15 protein-coding genes are annotated in these 17,407 nt (G+C 73.3%); 8 read left to right on the forward strand and 7 right to left on the reverse strand.

Going from position 1 to position 17,407, the window contains the following annotated elements; translation table 11 throughout:
- Positions 1-239 precede the first annotated feature (239 nt).
- Positions 240-1,394 (forward strand): glycoside hydrolase family 5 protein, encoded by a 1,155-nt coding sequence (locus ACH4K4_RS09920; protein WP_398166105.1) that lies wholly within the window; start codon positions 240-242, stop codon positions 1,392-1,394.
- Positions 1,395-1,564: 170 nt separating this feature from the next.
- Positions 1,565-2,980, forward strand: coding sequence for a glycoside hydrolase family 6 protein (locus tag ACH4K4_RS09925; RefSeq protein ID WP_398166107.1), 1,416 nt, complete (start codon positions 1,565-1,567; stop codon positions 2,978-2,980).
- Between the two features lie 115 nt (positions 2,981-3,095).
- On the opposite strand, the gene ACH4K4_RS09930 is transcribed toward ACH4K4_RS09925, so the two are convergent.
- On the reverse strand, positions 3,096-4,154 hold the full coding sequence (locus tag ACH4K4_RS09930) for a LacI family DNA-binding transcriptional regulator (protein WP_398166109.1): 1,059 nt from the start codon (positions 4,152-4,154) through the stop codon (positions 3,096-3,098).
- A gap of 193 nt (positions 4,155-4,347) precedes the next feature.
- On the opposite strand from ACH4K4_RS09930, the gene ACH4K4_RS09935 reads away from it, so the two are divergent.
- The 4 genes from ACH4K4_RS09935 (at position 4,348) to ACH4K4_RS09950 (ending at position 9,082) form a co-directional block, all read left to right on the forward strand.
- Positions 4,348-5,679 (forward strand): extracellular solute-binding protein, encoded by a 1,332-nt coding sequence (locus ACH4K4_RS09935; protein ID WP_398166111.1) that lies wholly within the window; start codon positions 4,348-4,350, stop codon positions 5,677-5,679.
- Positions 5,680-5,682: 3 nt separating this feature from the next.
- A complete protein-coding gene (locus ACH4K4_RS09940) occupies positions 5,683-6,621 on the forward strand; it encodes a carbohydrate ABC transporter permease (protein WP_398166112.1) in 939 nt (312 codons plus the stop codon).
- A 9-nt stretch (positions 6,622-6,630) separates the two neighbouring features.
- Positions 6,631-7,473, forward strand: a complete 843-nt coding sequence (locus tag ACH4K4_RS09945) for a carbohydrate ABC transporter permease (RefSeq protein ID WP_398166113.1) — start codon at positions 6,631-6,633, stop codon at positions 7,471-7,473.
- Between the two features lie 154 nt (positions 7,474-7,627).
- On the forward strand, positions 7,628-9,082 hold the full coding sequence (locus ACH4K4_RS09950; RefSeq protein ID WP_398166115.1) for a GH1 family beta-glucosidase: 1,455 nt from the start codon (positions 7,628-7,630) through the stop codon (positions 9,080-9,082).
- Between the two features lie 67 nt (positions 9,083-9,149).
- Here ACH4K4_RS09950 and ACH4K4_RS09955 read toward each other — a convergent pair whose 3' ends face one another.
- From ACH4K4_RS09955 to ACH4K4_RS09965, 3 genes are all read right to left on the reverse strand, one after another.
- Positions 9,150-10,199 (reverse strand): chitinase, encoded by a 1,050-nt coding sequence (locus ACH4K4_RS09955; RefSeq protein WP_398166116.1) that lies wholly within the window; start codon positions 10,197-10,199, stop codon positions 9,150-9,152.
- A 184-nt stretch (positions 10,200-10,383) separates the two neighbouring features.
- Positions 10,384-11,823 (reverse strand): ATP-binding protein, encoded by a 1,440-nt coding sequence (locus tag ACH4K4_RS09960; RefSeq protein WP_398166118.1) that lies wholly within the window; start codon positions 11,821-11,823, stop codon positions 10,384-10,386.
- A gap of 37 nt (positions 11,824-11,860) precedes the next feature.
- Positions 11,861-12,556, reverse strand: coding sequence for a response regulator transcription factor (locus ACH4K4_RS09965; protein ID WP_398166119.1), 696 nt, complete (start codon positions 12,554-12,556; stop codon positions 11,861-11,863).
- A 128-nt stretch (positions 12,557-12,684) separates the two neighbouring features.
- Between ACH4K4_RS09965 and ACH4K4_RS09970 the strand changes: the two genes are divergently transcribed.
- Entirely contained in the window at positions 12,685-13,266 is a 582-nt protein-coding gene (locus ACH4K4_RS09970) for a hypothetical protein (RefSeq protein ID WP_398166120.1), read from the forward strand.
- A gap of 12 nt (positions 13,267-13,278) precedes the next feature.
- Here ACH4K4_RS09970 and ACH4K4_RS09975 read toward each other — a convergent pair whose 3' ends face one another.
- Together ACH4K4_RS09975 and ACH4K4_RS09980 are read right to left on the reverse strand one after the other, a co-directional pair.
- Positions 13,279-14,145 carry a spermidine synthase gene (locus tag ACH4K4_RS09975; RefSeq protein WP_398166121.1) on the reverse strand — a complete coding sequence of 289 codons (867 nt, stop codon included), beginning with the start codon at positions 14,143-14,145 and terminating at the stop codon, positions 13,279-13,281.
- A 62-nt stretch (positions 14,146-14,207) separates the two neighbouring features.
- Positions 14,208-14,762 (reverse strand): hypothetical protein, encoded by a 555-nt coding sequence (locus ACH4K4_RS09980; RefSeq protein ID WP_398166123.1) that lies wholly within the window; start codon positions 14,760-14,762, stop codon positions 14,208-14,210.
- Positions 14,763-14,993: 231 nt separating this feature from the next.
- On the opposite strand from ACH4K4_RS09980, the gene ACH4K4_RS09985 reads away from it, so the two are divergent.
- Positions 14,994-16,481 (forward strand): tetratricopeptide repeat protein, encoded by a 1,488-nt coding sequence (locus ACH4K4_RS09985; RefSeq protein ID WP_398166124.1) that lies wholly within the window; start codon positions 14,994-14,996, stop codon positions 16,479-16,481.
- A gap of 40 nt (positions 16,482-16,521) precedes the next feature.
- On the opposite strand, the gene ACH4K4_RS09990 is transcribed toward ACH4K4_RS09985, so the two are convergent.
- Positions 16,522-17,115 (reverse strand): histidine phosphatase family protein, encoded by a 594-nt coding sequence (locus tag ACH4K4_RS09990; RefSeq protein WP_398166125.1) that lies wholly within the window; start codon positions 17,113-17,115, stop codon positions 16,522-16,524.
- Between the last annotated feature and the right edge of the window lie 292 nt (positions 17,116-17,407).

Raw genomic sequence — 17,407 nt, forward strand, 5'->3', positions numbered from 1 at the left:
TCAGGGGGCGCCGGGGCCGCGGGGATTCCGCTATACCAGTGGGAGCGCTCCCAAGCATCGGGACGGGCGGGCGGTCCGTCAAGGGGGAGGCGTCGCGGACGTGACGCCGCACTTGGTACGCCCAGTTCCGGAACTCCCCTGTTCTTCCCGGGCAGTTGGCACTAGCCTCCGAGCAACCAGTGGGAGCGATTCCATCCGTCGCGGGCCGCAGCGCCCGCGCACGATCCGAGGAGTCGCTCATGCGCAGACCCGTACGTTGGTACGCCCTGGCGGTGGCCGCGCTGCTCGCGCTTCCGGGCGCCGCGCCGTCCGCCCCCGCCGTTTCCGCCACGCCGCCCGCGTCCGCCGATTCCGCCGCGGCGCCGCCACCCCGGCTGCATGTCGCGGGCAACCGGTTCGCCGATTCCGGCGGTGCCGAGCGCCGCCTGCTCGGGGTGAACCGTTCCGGCGCCGAGTTCTCCTGCGTACAGGGCCGCGGGATCTTCGACGGGCCGGTGGACGACGCGTCCGTCGCGGCCATCGCGGGCTGGGGCGCCAACGCCGTGCGCGTACCGCTCAACGAGGAGTGCTGGCTCGGCACGGCGAACATCGACCCCCGGTACGCGGGCGCCGCCTACACCTCGGCGGTACGCGACTACGTACGACGGCTCACGGCCCACGGCCTGACGCCGGTCCTCGAACTGCACTGGAGCCACGGCCGCTACACCGGCCCTTCGGCCGGCTGCGCCGACGAGCACGCGAGCTGCCAGAAGCCCATGCCGGACCGGCGCTACTCCCCCGCCTTCTGGTCCTCGGTCGCCACCGCCTTCAAGGGTGCGCCCGAGGTGGTCTTCGACCTGTTCAACGAGCCGTACCCGGACCGGGCCGTGCCGGACACCGAACGGGCGTGGGCCTGCTGGCGGGACGGCGGAAACTGCCCGGGCATCGGTTACGAGGTCGCCGGCATGCAGACGCTGCTGGACGCCGTCCGCGCCACCGGCGCCCGCAACCCGGTGCTGGCAGGCGGTCTCGCGTACGCCAACGACCTCGGCCGGTGGCTCGCGTACGCGCCGAAGGACCCGGCGGGCAACCTGGCCGCCGCCTGGCACGGCTACAACTTCAACGCCTGCGCCGACGAGAACTGCTGGGCCCGCACGCTGGGCCCGGTCGCCGACCGCGTACCGCTCGTCGCGGGCGAGATCGGCGAGAACACCTGCGCGCACGGTTTCACCGACCGCGCCATGCGGTGGCTGGACGGGCGCCGGGCCTCGTACCTGGGCTGGACCTGGAACACCTGGGACTGCGCGGCCGGTCCCGCGCTGATCCGCGACTACGCGGGGACGCCCACCGCGTACGGCGCCGGGCTGCGCGACCGCCTGCGGGCGCTGAGCCGGGCTGCGGCTGCGGCTTCGTGAAGCCGGGCCGGCTGCCGGGCAGGTCCCTTGATCCGGCAGAGCGCTGAACTGACAGAGCGCTGATCTGACAGGGCGCTGATCTGGCAGGGCGCCGGTCTCTCAAAACACGTCACTTCGCGCCGGTCTCTCAAGGCACGTCATTTTCCCCACCGAGAAAGGACGACCCGCACATGAGACGCACCGCTGAACAGCTTCCCGCACGACAGCAGGACCGTTCCTGCACCCCACCCCGGCCCGTCCGGACCGTACGCGCCGCCGCGCTCGCGGCCTGCGCGCTGCTGGTCGCCGCCGGGGCCGCCAACACCCTGCCCGGCACCGCCCACGCGGCTCCGGCCGCACGCGTCGACAATCCGTACGCGGGCGCCGGGGTGTACGTGAACCCGGAGTGGTCGGCCAAGGCCGCGGCCGAACCGGGCGGCGGCAAGGTCGCCGGGCAGCCCACCGGCGTCTGGCTCGACCGCATCGCGGCGATCGGCGGCACCGGCGGCACGATGGGGCTGCGCGGTCACCTGGACACCGCCTTGCGCCAGGCGGCGGGCAAACCGCTCGTGGTCCAGCTGGTGATCTACAACCTGCCGGGGCGGGACTGCGCGGCGCTCGCCTCCAACGGCGAACTGGGCCCGACGGAGATCGACGCGTACAAGACCCGCTACATCGACCCCATCGCCGCCGTCCTCGCCGACCCGAAGTACGCGTCGCTGCGCATCGTGACCACCGTCGAGATCGACTCGCTGCCCAACCTCGTCACCAACACGGGCGGGCGCGCCACCGCCACGCCGCAGTGCGACACCATGCTCGCCAACGGCAACTACGTGAAAGGCGTCGGGTACGCGCTCAACAAGCTCGGCGCGGTCCCCAACGTCTACAACTACGTGGACGCCGGGCACCACGGCTGGATCGGCTGGGACGACAACTTCGGCGCCTCGGCGCGGCTGCTGCACCAAGCCGCCACGGCCGAGGGCAGCACGGTCGACAAAGTGCACGGCTTCATCACCAACACAGCCAACTACAGCGCGCTGAAGGAGCAGAACTTCTCCCTCGGCGACAGCGTGGCGGGCCGTTCGGTGCGCGAGTCGAAGTGGGTGGACTGGAACCGCTACGCCGACGAGCAGTCGTTCGCCCAGGCGTTCCGGCAAGAAGCGGTGCGGGCCGGGTTCCGCGCGGACGTCGGCATGCTGATCGACACCTCGCGCAACGGCTGGGGCGGCAGCGCGCGGCCCGCGGGCCCCGGGCCGCGCACGAACGTGGACGCGTTCGTGGACGGAGGCCGGTACGACCGCAGGATTCACGTCGGCAACTGGTGCAACCAGGCGGGGGCGGGGCTGGGCGAGCGCCCGCGGACGGCCCCGGCGGCGGGGATCGACGCGTACGTGTGGATGAAGCCGCCGGGCGAGTCGGACGGTTCGAGCACGGCGATCCCCAACGACGAGGGCAAGGGCTTCGACCGGATGTGTGACCCGGCGTACGAGGGCAATCCGCGCAACAACTACCACCGGTCGGGGGCGCTGCCGGACGCGCCGCTGGCCGGGCACTGGTTCCCGGCACAGTTCCGGGAGCTGCTGAAGAACGCGTATCCGGCCCTGTAGCCGGGGCGGGGAACGGGCGGGAGGGGCGGCGGTTCGTGTACGCCCCTCCCGTTCGCGTGCTCGCGCTCGGGCACGGGCTCGCGCGCCTGCCGGGGCCGGTTCCGTATGCGTGCCCTCAGGACGAGGCGCGGCGGACCAGCTCGGTCGGTAGCACCAGGTGCGTGCCGGACGGGGCCGCGGGGACGCGCGAGGCCGGCCCGCCGCCACCGGCGATCTGCTCCATCAGCAGGCGCGCCATCGCCCGCCCCATCTCCTCGATCGGCTGGCGGACGCTGGTGAGCGCCGGGTCCATGTGGCGGGCGATCGCGGAGTCGTCGAAACCGACGAGGGCCACGTCGTCCGGGATACGGCGGCCCGACTCGCGCAGTTCCCGGCGGGCGCCCGCCGCCATCACGTCCGAGGCACAGAAGACGGCGTCCAGCGCCGGGCGGCGGGCGAGCAGTTCGCGCATGGCGCGGCGGCCGCCCTCCTCCGTGAAGTCGCCGTGCGCGATCAGGCCGGTGTCCTCGGGGCGGCCCGCGACGCGCACGGCCTGCCGGTAGCCGTCCAGGCGGCAGTGGGCCACGTACATGTCGGGCGGCCCCGCGATGGTGGCGACCCGGCGCCGGCCGCGGCCGATGAGGTGCTCCACCGCGGCCTGCGCGCCGCCCGCGTTGTCGGAGTCCACGTACGCGGCCGTCTCCCCGGCCGAGCGGCGGCCGTTGAGAACCGTCGGTATCGCCATGCCCGCCAGCAGGTCGGGCAGCGGGTCGTCGCCGTGTACGGAGACCAGCAGCACCCCGTCCACCCGGTGGCCCGCCAGGTAGTCGGCGAACCGCCGACGCTCCTTGGACGTGCGGATCAGGGTGAGCAGCAACTGCATGTCGTGGTCGGCCAGTTCGCCGCCGGCGCCGCGGATGATGCCGGAGAAGTAGGGCTCGGCGAAGAGCCGGGTCTCGGTTTCCGGTACGACCAGGGCGACGGTGTCGGCGCGGTTGGCCGCCAGGGCGCGGGCGGCGCGGTTGGGGACGTAGCCGAGGTCGGCGACGGCCTGCTGCACCAGGGTCCGGGTCCGTTCGCTGACCTTGGGCGAGCCGTTGATCACGCGGGAGACCGTGCCGCGGCCGACGCCCGCGCGCGCGGCGACCTGTTCGAGAGTGGGCCGGCTGCCCCCTCGCCGTCCGCCTGGTGTCATCGTCGCCTCCGCTTGCCCGGGCCCCTGTCCCCACATTCAACAACGAACCGCCGCAAGGGCGTTGGCGCGCGATCCCTTGACACGCTCCGGGGGAACGGCGACCCTTCACTTCATCACGACTGGGAGCGCTCCCACAGTACTGGACACCCCGATTCCCGCACCCGAGGTCGGCAGGGCACCAGGAGGAGACGCAATGCGAACAACGATCCGCGGCACCCGTAGACGCGCCGTGGCCTGCGTGGCCGCCGCCGTGCTCGGGGCCGGGCTGCTCGGCGGCTGCGCCGAGGACAGCGACCGGCCCGGCGCGTCGGGGTCGCCGGGCGGCGGCGCGGGGAAGACCACCGTGACGGTCGGCGTCTTCGGCGTCTTCGGCTACAAACAGGCCGGTCTCTACGACGCGTACATGAAACTGCATCCGGACGTCACGATCAAAGAGACCTCCATCGAACGGAACGAGAACTACTACCCGCAGCTGCTCACCCATCTGAGCACCGGCAGCGGGCTCGCCGACATCCAGGCGATCGAGGTCAACAACATCGCCGAGGTCACCGCCACCCAAGCGGGCAAGCTGGTCGACCTCTCGAAGGCGCCGGCCGTACGCAAGGCCGACTTCATCCCTTGGAAGTGGGCGCAGGCGACGGACCGGAGCGGCAAGACCGTGGGCCTGGGCACCGACATCGGGCCCATGGCGGTCTGCTACCGCAAGGACCTCTTCGCCAAGGCCGGGCTGCCGACCGAGCGGGACGCGGTGGCCGCACTGTGGGCGGGCGACTGGAAGAAGTACCTCGACACGGGCCGGCGGTACATGGCCAAGGCCCCGGCCGGCACGGCCTTCGTGGACTCCGCCGCCGGCGTCTACAACGCGGTGCTCTCCAGCAGCGCGGAACGCTATTACGACAAGAGCGGCAAGCTGGTCTACAAGGACAGCCCGTCGGTGCGGCAGGCGTGGGACGCGGCGATGCGCGCGGCGACGGGGAAGATGACCGCCCGGCTGCAGCAGTTCCAGAAGTCGTGGGACCAGGCGTACGCCAACGGCCGCTTCGCGACGGTCTCCTGCCCGCCGTGGATGCTCGGCTACATCAAGGAGAAGTCCGGAAAGCAGGGCGAGGACGCCTGGGACGTGGCCGCCGCGCCCAAACCGGGCAACTGGGGCGGCTCCTTCCTGGCCGTGCCCGAGGCGGGCCGGCACAAGAGCGAGGCGGTCAAGCTGGCGGCCTGGCTGACCGCGCCCGAACAGCAGGCGAAGCTCTTCGCGAAGCAGGCGAGCTTCCCCAGCGCGCGGGCGGCGTACGCGCTGCCCCAGGTGGCGGGCGCCAAGCACCCGTACTTCGGGAACGCGCCGATCGGAAGGATCTTCGCCGCGGCGGCCGAGGGCATCCCCACGCAGGTGCTCGGCCCGAAGGACCTGACCGTCAACCAGAACATCACCGACGTGGGCGTCCTCCAGGTCGACCAGCAGGGCAAGACGCCGGAAGAGGGCTGGCGGGCGGCGGTCGAATCGATCGACAACGCGCTGGACCAGTGAGCCGTGGCCGGCCGAACCCGCCGCTCGGCGGCGGAGCGGCGCAGCCGCCGCTACCGCCGGGACCTGCGCTGGAGCCCGTACGCCTACATCGCGCCCTTCTTCCTCTTCTTCGCCGTCTTCGGGCTCTTCCCACTGCTGTACACGGGGTGGGCCGCCCTGCACCGGGTGGAGCTGACCGCGCCCACCGACATGGAGTGGGCCGGGCTGCGCAACTTCACCCGGCTGCTCGGCGACGACTTCTTCTGGAACGCCCTCGGCAACACCTTCGTGATCGGCGTCGTCTCCACCGTCCCGCAGCTGCTGATGGCGCTGGGCATCGCGCACCTGCTCAACTACCGGCTGCGCGGCTCCATGTTCTTCCGGGTGGCGGTGCTCACGCCGTACGCCACCTCGGTCGCCGCCGCGACGCTGGTGTTCGTGCTGCTCTTCGGGCGCGACTACGGGATGGTCAACTGGCTGCTGGGCACGGTCGGCATCGACGGGATCGACTGGGAGAACGGTCCGTGGAGCGCCAAGCTGGCGGTCTCCACGATCGTCATCTGGCGGTGGACGGGGTACAACGCGCTGATCTACCTGGCCGCCATGCAGGCCGTACCGCAGGACCTGTACGAGTCCGCGGCGCTCGACGGGGCGTCCAGATGGCAGCAGTTCCGGCACGTCACCGTCCCTTCGCTGCGCCCGACGATCCTCTTCACCTGCGTCGTCTCGACGATCGGCGCCACCCAGCTGTTCGGCGAGCCGCTGCTGTTCAGCGGCAGCGCGGGGGCCTCGGGCGGCGCCGACCACCAGTACCAGACGCTGGGCCTGTACCTGTACGAACAGGGGTGGGTGAACCTCCACCTCGGCCGGGCCTCGGCCATCGCCTGGACCATGTTCCTGATCCTGCTGGTGATCGCCGCGGTCAACGCGCTGATCGCCCGCCGGCTGCGCGCCGACCAGTGAGGAGAAGCCATGACGGCACGACGCGCCGGCCGGCAGCTGCACGGCGGGAAGATCACCTACGCGGTGCTGGTCCTCTTCACCGCGGGCTCGCTCTTCCCGCTGCTGTGGACAGCCGTCGCCGCCTCCCGCAACAACACGCGGCTCGCCGAGACCCCGCCGCCCTTCTGGTTCGGCGGGAACCTGCTGAAGAACCTCGGTACGGCCTGGACCGACGCCAACATGGGCGCCGCCCTGCTCAACACCACGGTGGTCGCCACCACGATCGCGGTCGGGACGGTGGTCTTCTCCACCGTCGCCGGCTTCGCCTTCGCCAAGCTCCGCTTCCGGGCGAAGAACCTGCTCCTCCTGCTGGTGATCGGCACGATGATGGTGCCGCCGCAGCTCAGCGTCGTACCGCTGTTCATGACCATCGCCGAGCTGGAGTGGACCGACCAGTTGCAGGCCGTCATACTGCCGACCCTCGTCAGCGCCTTCGGTGTCTTCTTCATGCGGCAGTACCTGGTGCAGGCGCTGCCCACCGAGCTGGTCGAGGCGGCGCGAACGGACGGCGCGAACAGCTGGCGCGTGGTGTGGCACGTCGTCTTCCCCGCGGCCCGGCCGGCGATGGCGGTGCTGGGGCTGCTCACCTTCGTCCAGGCGTGGAACGACTTCTTCTGGCCGATCATCGCGCTGACGCAGAACGGCAACCCGACCGTGCAGGTCGCGCTGACCGGCCTCGGCCGCGGCTACATCCCCGACCAGTCCGTGATCATGGCGGGCGCGCTGCTGGGCACCCTGCCGCTGCTCGTCGCCTTCGTCCTGTTCGGCAAGCAGATCGTCGGCGGGATCATGCAGGGCGCGGTCAAGGGCTGACCCGTGAGCCGCCGCGCCGCTCCCGCGGGCCCGTACGGGCGTCCGTACGGGCCGGACCACCCTCGCCAACCACGTGCACCGCACGCACCACTCGCGCCACGCGCTCCGCACGGCCCGCGCCGTGCACAGCGCCCTCGTGAACGGGAGTACCGCCATGTCCAGCCCCCTCCGTTTCCCGCCCGGCTTCCTCTGGGGTGCGGCCACCGCCGCCTATCAGGTCGAGGGCGCCGCCCGCGAAGGCGGCCGCACCCCGTCGATCTGGGACACCTTCAGCCACACCCCCGGCAAGGTCGCCGGCGGCGACACCGGTGACGTCGCCGTCGACCACTTCCACCGGCGCCACGAGGACGTCGAGCTGATGGCCGCCCTCGGGCTCGGCGCCTACCGCTTCTCCGTCTCCTGGCCGCGGGTGCAGCCGACCGGCCGCGGACCGGCCGTACAGCGCGGGCTCGACTTCTACCGCCGTCTCGTCGACGACCTGCTCGCCCACGGCATCCGCCCGCTGCTGACCCTCTACCACTGGGACCTGCCGCAGGAGCTGGAGGCCGACATCCACGGCGGCTCCGCCTCGGGAGGCGGCTGGCCGCACCGGGACACCGCGCAGCGCTTCGCCGACTACGCGGCGATCGTCGCCGAGGCGCTCGGCGACCGCGTCGAGTGGTGGACCACCCTCAACGAGCCGTGGTGCAGCGCCTTCCTGGGCTACGGGTCCGGTGTGCACGCGCCGGGCCGCAGCGACCACGAGGCGGCCCTGCGCGCGGCCCACCACCTCAACCTCGCGCACGGACTCGCCGCCCAGGCGCTGCGCGCCGCGCTGCCCGCCCGCGGCCAGGTCATGATCAGCCTCAACCCGGCCGCCGTGCGGGCCCGCTCGGACGCGCCCGGGGACCTGGACGCCCAGCGGCAGATCGACGCACTGGCGACGCGTATCTTCACCGGGCCCCTGCTGCGCGGCGCGTACCCCGCCGATCTTCTCGCGGACACCGCGCGTATCACCGACTGGTCCTTCGTCCGCGATGGCGATCTCGCCGTCATCAAGCACCCCCTCGACGCGCTGGGCATCAACTACTACACACCGACATTGGTATCAGGCAGCACTGACAACGCCCCGGTGCCGCGGCACGACGGGCACGGCGCCGGGGCTCGTTCGCCCTGGCCAGGGGCCGACCGGGTGGCCTTCCACCAACCGCCGGGCGACCGCACGGAGATGGGCTGGTCCATCGACCCGACCGGCCTCTACGACCTGCTCATGCGCTGCCGCCGGGAGGCTCCCGGCCTGCCCCTGTTCATCACGGAGAACGGCGTGGCCTGCGACGACCGGCCGGACGCCGAGGGGGCGGTGCACGACCGGGACCGCATCGCCTACCTCCACTCCCACCTCGCCGCAGCGCACCGTGCCCTCAGCGAGGGCGCCGACCTGCGCGGCTACTTCCAGTGGTCGCTGCTGGACAACTTCGAGTGGGCGTACGGCTACGGCAAGCGGTTCGGCGCGGTGTACGTGGACTTCACCACCCAGGCCCGTACGCCGAAGGCGAGCGCGCACTGGTACGCGGACGTCGCGCGCGCCAACGCGCTGCCCGCCCTGGGCCCCGATGCGACCGCCCCGTAAAGGCGGCGGGACACAGCGGTGGGGGGTGGCCGCTGTGTCCCGCCAGGGGGTGGCTCCGCACGGGGCGTCAGCCCTTGTACGTGCCGAACGCCTTGGTGAAATCGAGCGCGCCCTGCGTGATGGAGCTGCACGTCGGCTGCGCCGAGTTCTGAGGTCCGCCGGGGCACGCCTTGTCCCGCGTCGAGGACCACATGGACAGCCAGGCCAGGTGCTTGGACCGGGCGAACTCCACCAGCTCCCGGGCGTCGTCGACCTTGAAGACCTCCTTCTGCACGTCGTTGACGCCGATCATCGGCGTCACGGCGACGGTCTTCCAGGCGGCCGCGTCACCGAGGCCGAGCGTCTTCTTGAGCTGCTTCTGCGTGGCGGTGGCGGCCTGGATGGCGTACGCGCCCATGTCGCCGTCGTAGGAGGCGCCGTAGTCCATCGCCATGATGTTCACCGCGGAGATCTTCACGCCGTTCTTCTTGGCGTCGGCGACCAGGTTCACGCCGTCCTGCGTCAGGCCCTCGGGCATGACCGGCAGCGTGAAGGACGCGTCCAGGCCGGGGTGCTTCTTCTGGAGCTGGGTGATGGCCTGGGCCCTGCGGGCGTTGGCGGCGGCGTCCGGCAGCGCGCCGCCCTCGATGTCGAAGTCGACCTTGGTCAGCGCGAACCGGTCGACGACCTTGCCGTACGCGGTGGCCAGTTCGCCCGCGGACTTGCAGGCCAGGCCCAGCTCCGAGCCGTTGGCGCCGCCGAAGGAGACCCGCACGTCGCCGCCGGCCTTGCGCAGGGCGGGTATCTGCTTGGCCACCGCGTCGTCGCCGAGCGTGCCCGAGCCGCCCCACTTGGGTTCGCAGCCGCCGCCGGAGGTGACGAAGGCGAGGTTGAAGGTCTTCACGCCGGTCTTCTTCGCGGTGTCGGCCATGTCGTACGCGGGGTACAGGGAGGTGTCGACGTACGGGGAGAAGGCAGCAGCGCCGGCCTTGGCCGTCGTACCGGCTTCCGGCGCCCTGGTGGCCTGCGCCGAACCGGTGACGGCGAAGGCGCCGCCCGCCGCCAGCGCGGCGGCCGAGGCCGTGCTGATCAGCTTGGCCTTGCGGCTCATGCGGCGGCGGTGTGCCGAGGAACTCATGTCGTGCCTGCCTGTTCGTCGTGGGGGACGGAAGTGCGGTGGTGCGTCCCGCACGCTAGCGAGCAGCAAACGGACAAAAGCCTGTTACAGGGCGGCAGTCGCAAGGCTTAGGGCGGCCTTAAGGGACCGGAAGGGACCGGTTAAGCGCGGCAGCCGACCGGTACGGCAGGGAGTGCGGGCCCGCTCACTCACCGCTCGCCTGGGTACGGCCGGCCGCGCGCCGCCCCCGCGACCGGCCCAGGCGCCGGCCCAGCCGACGGCGCAGGCGGTGCCCGGCGCGCCGGCGGCGTCCCGCCCGCGCCGTGCGTGCGCCGTCCAGCGCCAGCCACACCCGTACCTCCGTGCCGCCCAGCACGGACCGCCCGATGCGCACGTCCCCGCCGGTCGACTCGGCGAGGCGCCGCACGATGTCCAGGCCGAGCCCGGTGGAGCCGTCCCCGCCGTCCCCGTGGCCGCGCCGCAGGGCCGCGTCCGGGTCGGCGATGCCGGGCCCGGCGTCCGACACCAGGACGATCACCGCGTCCTCGGCGTTGTGCACGTCCACCGCGAAGGCGGTGCCCTCGGGAGTGTGCCGGAAGACGTTGCCCAGCATCGCGTCCAGCGCGGCGGCGAGATCGGGGCGCGCGGCGGGGACGCGTACCGGTCGGTCCGCGCCCGCGACGCGCACCGTGCGCCCCTCGTCCTCCGCGAGCGCCGACCAGAAGTCCATCCGCTCCCGGATCACCTCGGCCGCGTCGCAGCCGGCCGCCGCGGCCGCCTGCTGTGCGTGCGCCCTCTGCTGCCGCGCGGTACGGATGATCTGATCGACCTCGCGCTCCAGTTGGGCGACCGCCTCGCGCGTCTGGTCGGCCGCCGGCCCCTCGCCGAGCGAGGCGGCGTTCAGGCGCAGCACGGTCAGCGGCGTGCGCAGGCGGTGCGAGAGGTCGGCGGCCAGCTCGCGTTCGTTGGCCAGGAGCTGGACGACCTGGTCGGCCATCGCGTTGAACGCGGCGGCGGCCGAGCGGAGTTCCCTGGGGCCGTCCTCCCTGACCCGTACGCCGAGCCTGCCCTTGCCGAGGTCGTGGGCGGCGCCCGCGAGGCGCTCGGCGGGCCGCACCATACGGGTGCCGAGGCGGTCGGCGACGGCGACCGAGCCGACGACGAGCGCCAGGCCGACCCCCGCGAGCACCGCCCACGAGGTACCGACGCCGTTGGTGAGCGCCGCGTCCGGCACGTACACCTCGACCACCGCGATCCCGGAGGCGACCGCGGTGGGCTGGAGCAGCACCGACCCGCCGGGCGCCGGGGCGATGGAGGCGCGGCCGAGTTCGCGCGCGGCCTCGACGTCCTCGGCCCTGGCCCGCCGCGAGCCGATCTCGGCGGGCGGCGCGCCCTTCCTGTCCGCCGGCACATGGACGCCGACACCGCCGCCGGGCCCGGTCTCGGCGCTCGCGACGGCGCGCTCCAACTGGGCGCGGTCGGTGGTGATGGCCAGGACGGGGCCGATGGTGGCCGCCTGCCGCTCGGCGTTGGAGAACGCGCGGTCCTTGGCCATCTCCTTGACGACGAGCCCGAGCGGTACGGCGAAGGCCACCACGACCATCGCGGTGACGGCCAGGCACACCTTGACCAGGGCCCATCTCACGGCGCCGGCTCCCAGGGGACCACGGCCCGCGCCGGCTTCACAGCGGTGGCTCCAGCTTCACGCCCACTCCGCGCAGGGTGTGCAAATACCGCGGCTGCGCGGCCGTTTCGCCCAGTTTGCGGCGCAGCCAGGAGAGGTGGACGTCGATGGTCTGGTCGTCGCCGTACGACTGCTGCCAGACCTCGGCGAGCAGTTCCCTGCGGGGTACGACGACGCCCGGGCGGCCGGCGAGGAAGGCCAGCAGGTCGAACTCGCGCCGGGTCAGGTCGAGCGCCGTACCGTCCAGTTCGACCTGTCGGCGCAGCGGGTCGATGCACAGGCCGCCCACCTGGAGCATCCGGGACGGCGGCTCGCCGCCCGGGGTGACGCCGCCCCGGGAGCGGCGCAGCACGGCGGCCATCCGGGCGGAGAGGTGCTCCACCGAGAAGGGCTTGGTGAGGTAGTCGTCGGCGCCGTCGTTCAGCAGCCGGACGATCTCGACCTCGTCGTCCCGCGCCGTGGCGATGATCACGGGTACGTCGGTGATCCCGCGCAGCATCTTCAGGGCCTGGGCCCCGTCCAGGTCGGGCAGGCCGAGATCCAGGATGACGACGTCGAAGCCGACGTGGGCCACCTCGCGCAGCGCCTCCAGCGCCGTACCGACGCTGCGCACCGTGTGGGACGCCTCGGTCAGATGCCGGATGAGAGCCGAGCGCACGAACTGGTCGTCTTCGACGACGAGCACACTTGCCATGGGCGGCACCGTACGCCATTCGAGTGCTTTTCTTTACCTGAGGTTGACACCGGAGAACCCGGGGTTGACACCGCGGACTCCTCTCCGTCCCGCTGACCGCCTCCGGCGCGTGGTGCAGTATGAGCCGGATGCGCAGAGGACTGGTTCACACGGCAGCCTGGACGCTGGCGACAGGCGCGTCCGTCACCCTGTCGTGGTTCGGCGTGCACACCGTGCTGGCCGGCACGGCGTACGACCCGCCGCGCGCGCTCCCGTTGTCCGACAGCGCGCCGCCCGGACCTGCCGGAACCGACGACGGCGCCACGCCGCGCGCTTCCTCCACGCACCGGCCCAAACCGTCCGGTTCCGCCTCCGCCCGCCCGGGGAAGCCCGGTAAACCGGCAGAACCGCCCAAGTCCGCAGGCGGCGGACCCGGCGGTGGCGGGAACGCCGCGGGACCCGGCCGGCATCCGTCGCCCGGCGGCACCTCGCCCGCCACGAGCGGCTCGGTCCAGAGCTACGCCACCGCGGGCGGCCGGGTGGTCCTCGACATGGGCACCGCGTCCGCCCAGTTGGTGTCGGCCACCCCGGACGCGGGCTGGCAGATGCAGGTGTGGAAGCAGGAGACCTGGATCCGGGTCGACTTCACGGGCGGCGCCGGCCACGTGTCGGTGATCTGCGCGTGGAACGGGCACGCACCGGTGGTCCAGACGGACAGCCACGCAACGTGAGGCGCTCGTCGCTCACTTGAAGACGGCGGGCGGCGGGGCCGGGGAGGCCACCGCGGTCGCGTCCGTCACCGGCTGCGCTCCCCCGGTGAAGTCCAGGAGGGCGCGCCCGTGTTCGACGCGGCCCTGCTGCGGGTCGGTGGCGGCCCGCCGGGTCAGTTCGGCGACCGGAAGCTCCCCGGTGGCGGCGAGCAGGACGGCGTTCCCGAAGCGTTTGCCCCTCAGGACGGCCGGATCGGCGGTCAGGCACACCTCGGGGAAGACGGTGCGGACCGTGGCGACCTGCGCCCGCACGAAGGCCAGCGGCGGGCCGTCCGCGAGGTTCGCCGCGTACCAGCCGCCGGGCCGCAGCGCCCGTGCGACCTCCCCCGCGAACTCGGCGCTGGTCAGGTGGGCAGGGGTGCGAGCGCCGCCGAACACGTCCGCGACGACCAGGTCCGCCCAGCCGTCCGGGATCTTGGCGAGCCCTTCGCGCGCGTCCGCGCCGCGCACCCTGATCCGCCAGCCGCCGTCCAAGGGGAGCTCGCGGCGGACCAGTTGGACCAGCGGCGCGTCGATCTCCACGACCTGCTGGGTCGAGCGGGGCCGGGTGGCCGCGACGTAGCGCGCCATCGTCAGCGCGCCGCCGCCCAGGTGCACCACCTGGAGGGGCCTGCCGGGCGGCGCGGCGAGATCGACGATGTGGCCGAGCCTGCGCTGGTACACGAAGTCCAGGTACGTCGGGTCGTCCAGGTCCACGTGCGACTGCGGAGCGCCGTCGATGAGGAGGGTCCAGCCGCGCGGCCGGTCACGGTCGGGGCGCAACTCGGCCACGCCGCCGTCCACGGTCTCCACCACGGCCTCGGGCCCCGTACGGGACCGGCCGCGCCTGCTTTTCGCCATCCCTCCAGTATGCCGCGTATTCCCAGGTCAGGCCGGGCAGAGGGGCGGGCAGGGAGCGGGGCTCACCGGCAGCGGTCGACGGCCTCGATCGTGCGGGCCGCCTCGCCGAGGGCCGCGCGCAGGACGGCGGGGTCGGTGGACGCGCCGTACGCCCCTTCCGGGGCCACCAGCCAGTCGGTGCCCGTGACGGGTGGCTCGGCGGGGGTGCCGTCGGCGCCGTCGTCCGCCCTCGCGCGCCGGTAGGTCTGCGTACAGGCGCTGCCCGGCAGGTCCCAGCCGTCGGCCGTGCCCGGTGGCACCAGGAAGCCGAGGGTGTCGCAGGCGCCGTCGTGCAGGACCGGGCCGACGCCGTCGCGCAGCCGCAGGATGTCGACCGCCTCCAGGCCCTGGCGGGCCGGCACGGTCACCAGGTCGCAGGTCCTGGGCGCTTCGGGGAGCACGCTGCGCTCCGCGGAGGGCCAGCGCCGGTCCGCCGCCGAACCGGCCTTGGCGGGCCGCCCGTTGGTGTGTGCCGCATGGCCGGCGCGCCCGATGACGCCGCCGTGCGCCGCGCCGTCCGTACCCGCCTCGCCGCCCAGGGCGGTGTTGACGCCGTTGCCCACGCCGGTCTCCCACACGGAAAACCCCTCCTCGCACGCGCCGCTCCCTTTGCCTCCTGTTCAACGTCCGGACACGTCAACGGCTACGGCGGTGTCACGCCGCAAAGAATGGCAGTTCATGGCGGATCGTGCGTGAGATATCCGTTTTGTAGCCAAACCCTGCGTGTCGGGTGGGTCACAGCTAGTACGGTCGTCGCGCCGCACCGCCAGGCCGCGGTACTGCCACGGAGAGGGCTCGGAGGGTCTGCCATGGCGTCGCCAACCGCGAGATCAGTGTCGTCCCGGGATGTTCCCGCACAGCCGAACACCGCCTTCCGGCAGTTGCGCGGCCGGCTGTCACCGGGCGAGTTCGCCGCGGCGGTGCGCCGGGCCGCCCGCGAGATCGGCGAACAGGTCGCGTGCGACGCCCGGTACGTGGGCCGCGTCGAGGCCGGGGAGATCCGGTGCCCGAACTACGCCTACGAACGGGTGTTCCGCCACATGTTCCCGGGGCTCACGCTCGGCGACCTGGGGTTCGCGCCGCGCGAGACGGTACGCGGCCGCAAGGCCCGTACGGCAGCGGGCAACGGGCCGCCGGCCGCGGGCACGTCCGGGCCCGGCCACCGCGATTCGTGTATCCAGACCGGCAAGGAGAGCGACGTGCTGCGCCGCGCGTTCATCACCGGCGGCCCGGCCGCCGCACTGGGGCTCACCGCGCTGCCCCCGTTCAGCCCGCAGGCCGCCGCCGCGCCCCGCGTACCCGGCGCTCGCGGCCGGGCCGGTGAGAGCGAGGCGGCGGCGGTGGAGGAGGCGGTGCGCCGCATCCGGCTGCTGGACGACCGGCACGGCGGCGAGGGACTGTACCGGCGCGCCGCCAAGCCGCTGCGCGCCGCGTACGAACTGCTGGACGCCGGCGTGCACCGCCGGTCGGTCAGCGACCGCCTGCACGCGGGCGCGGGCGAACTGGCCATCTCCGTGGGCTGGCTGGCGCACGACTCGGGCCGCTTCGGGGACGCGCGCTCGCACTACGCCGAGGCGCTGGCCACCGCCCGGGTCGCCGGGGACGCCGCCCTGGAGGCGCACGCGTTCTGCAACACGGCGTTTCTGGCGCGTGACGCGAACCGCCCCCGGGAGGCCGTGCGCGCGGCACAGGCCGCCCAGCAGGCCGCCAAGAAGTCGGGGTCGCCGCGCCTGCTGTCGCTGCTGGCGCTGCGCGAGGCGGGCGGCTGGGCGGGGCTGGGCGAGCGCAGCAACTGCGAGCGGGCGCTGCTGCGGGCGCAGCGGCTCTTCGCCGGGGGGCCGTGCGACCGCGACCCGGAGTGGATGTCCTTCTACGGGGAGGCCGAGCTGGCGGGCCTGGAGGCGCAGTGCTGGTCGGCCTTGGGCGAGCAAGGGCGCGCGGCGGCGAACGCGCGCCGGGCGGTGGCGCTCCAGGACCCGCATTTCACCCGCAACATCGCCCTGTTCACCGCGGAGCTGGCGGGTGACCTCGCACACAGCCGGGCCCCGGAGGAGGCGGCGGCGGCCGGGACGCGGGTGCTCGTGCTCCTGGAGGACGTCCGGTCGGCCCGTATCCGGACGATGCTGGACGCGACGGCGCGGGCGCTGCGGCCGTACCGGCGCGGCGCCGGGAACGGGGACGACGAGGTCGGCGCGTTCCTGGACCGGTACACCGCGGCCCGGCCGCCGGGCCGCAAGGGGGCGCGGCAGGCGGCCGGCGGCCGGGTGGGGCAGCGGGCGGGCGCGCATACGGCCTGAGAGGCGGGCCGGCGCGGGGCCCGCGCCGGGAGGGCGGGGGTCAGCCCAGGTGGCCGGTGTCGTTCCAGCGCTCGATCGCCGGCTCCCCGTACGCCCAGCCCAGCACCGACAGGGACGTCGGTTCGAGGCGGATGCGGGCGGCGAAGGAGACGTCCAGGCCGAGCCAGCGGGCGCCCAGGGAGCGCAGGATGTGGCCGTGCGCGAAGACCAGCACGTCCCGGTCGGCCGAGCGCGCCCACGCGACGACCTCGTCGGCCCGCGCCGCGACCTCGGCCAGCGTCTCGCCCTCGGGGACGCCGTCGCGCCAGATCAGCCAGTCCGGGCGGCCGGCCTTGATCTCGGCCGGGGTCAGTCCCTCGTACGCGCCGTAGTCGACCTCCATCAGCGCGTCCCAGTCCTGCGCCCGGTCGCCGAAGCCGGCCAGCTCGCAGGTCTCCTTCGCGCGCGCCAGGGGGCTGGTGCGGACCTCGACGTCCGGCAGCCCGTCCCAGGGCGCGCGGTGCAGCCGCTCGCCCAGGAGCTTGGCGCCGCGGCGGCCCTCCTCCAGGAGCGGAATGTCCGTATGACCGGTGTGCTTGCCGGAGAGGGACCACTCCGTCTGCCCGTGCCGGGCCAGCAGAATGCGCGGTGCCATGGGGAATACCTCTGGCCGATTGCTCGGCTTTTCCGTCCTCGGAGCCCATTTCAGGGCTCTTGTTGCTCGACTCTTGCCGCCGTTTGGCGCTTCACCTTTGAACGAGTCCGTCCGCTCCATCATCGCGCATGCCCCCGGCACCCGGCGGTGCCCCTCCCCCGGTCGCACCAGTCAGCTATACAGCGTACGGTTGAGGGTCGGCGTCTTTCGCGCCGTCGGGTGCCGCGCCGCGCCGCGCACCCCTCGCACCACGCCCGCAGCCGATCGGTCACGGGCTGCTCACGTTGGAGAA

The organism is Streptomyces sp. NPDC017529, from assembly GCF_044329785.1.
In the GTDB taxonomy this organism is placed as follows: Bacteria; Actinomycetota; Actinomycetes; order Streptomycetales; family Streptomycetaceae; genus Streptomyces.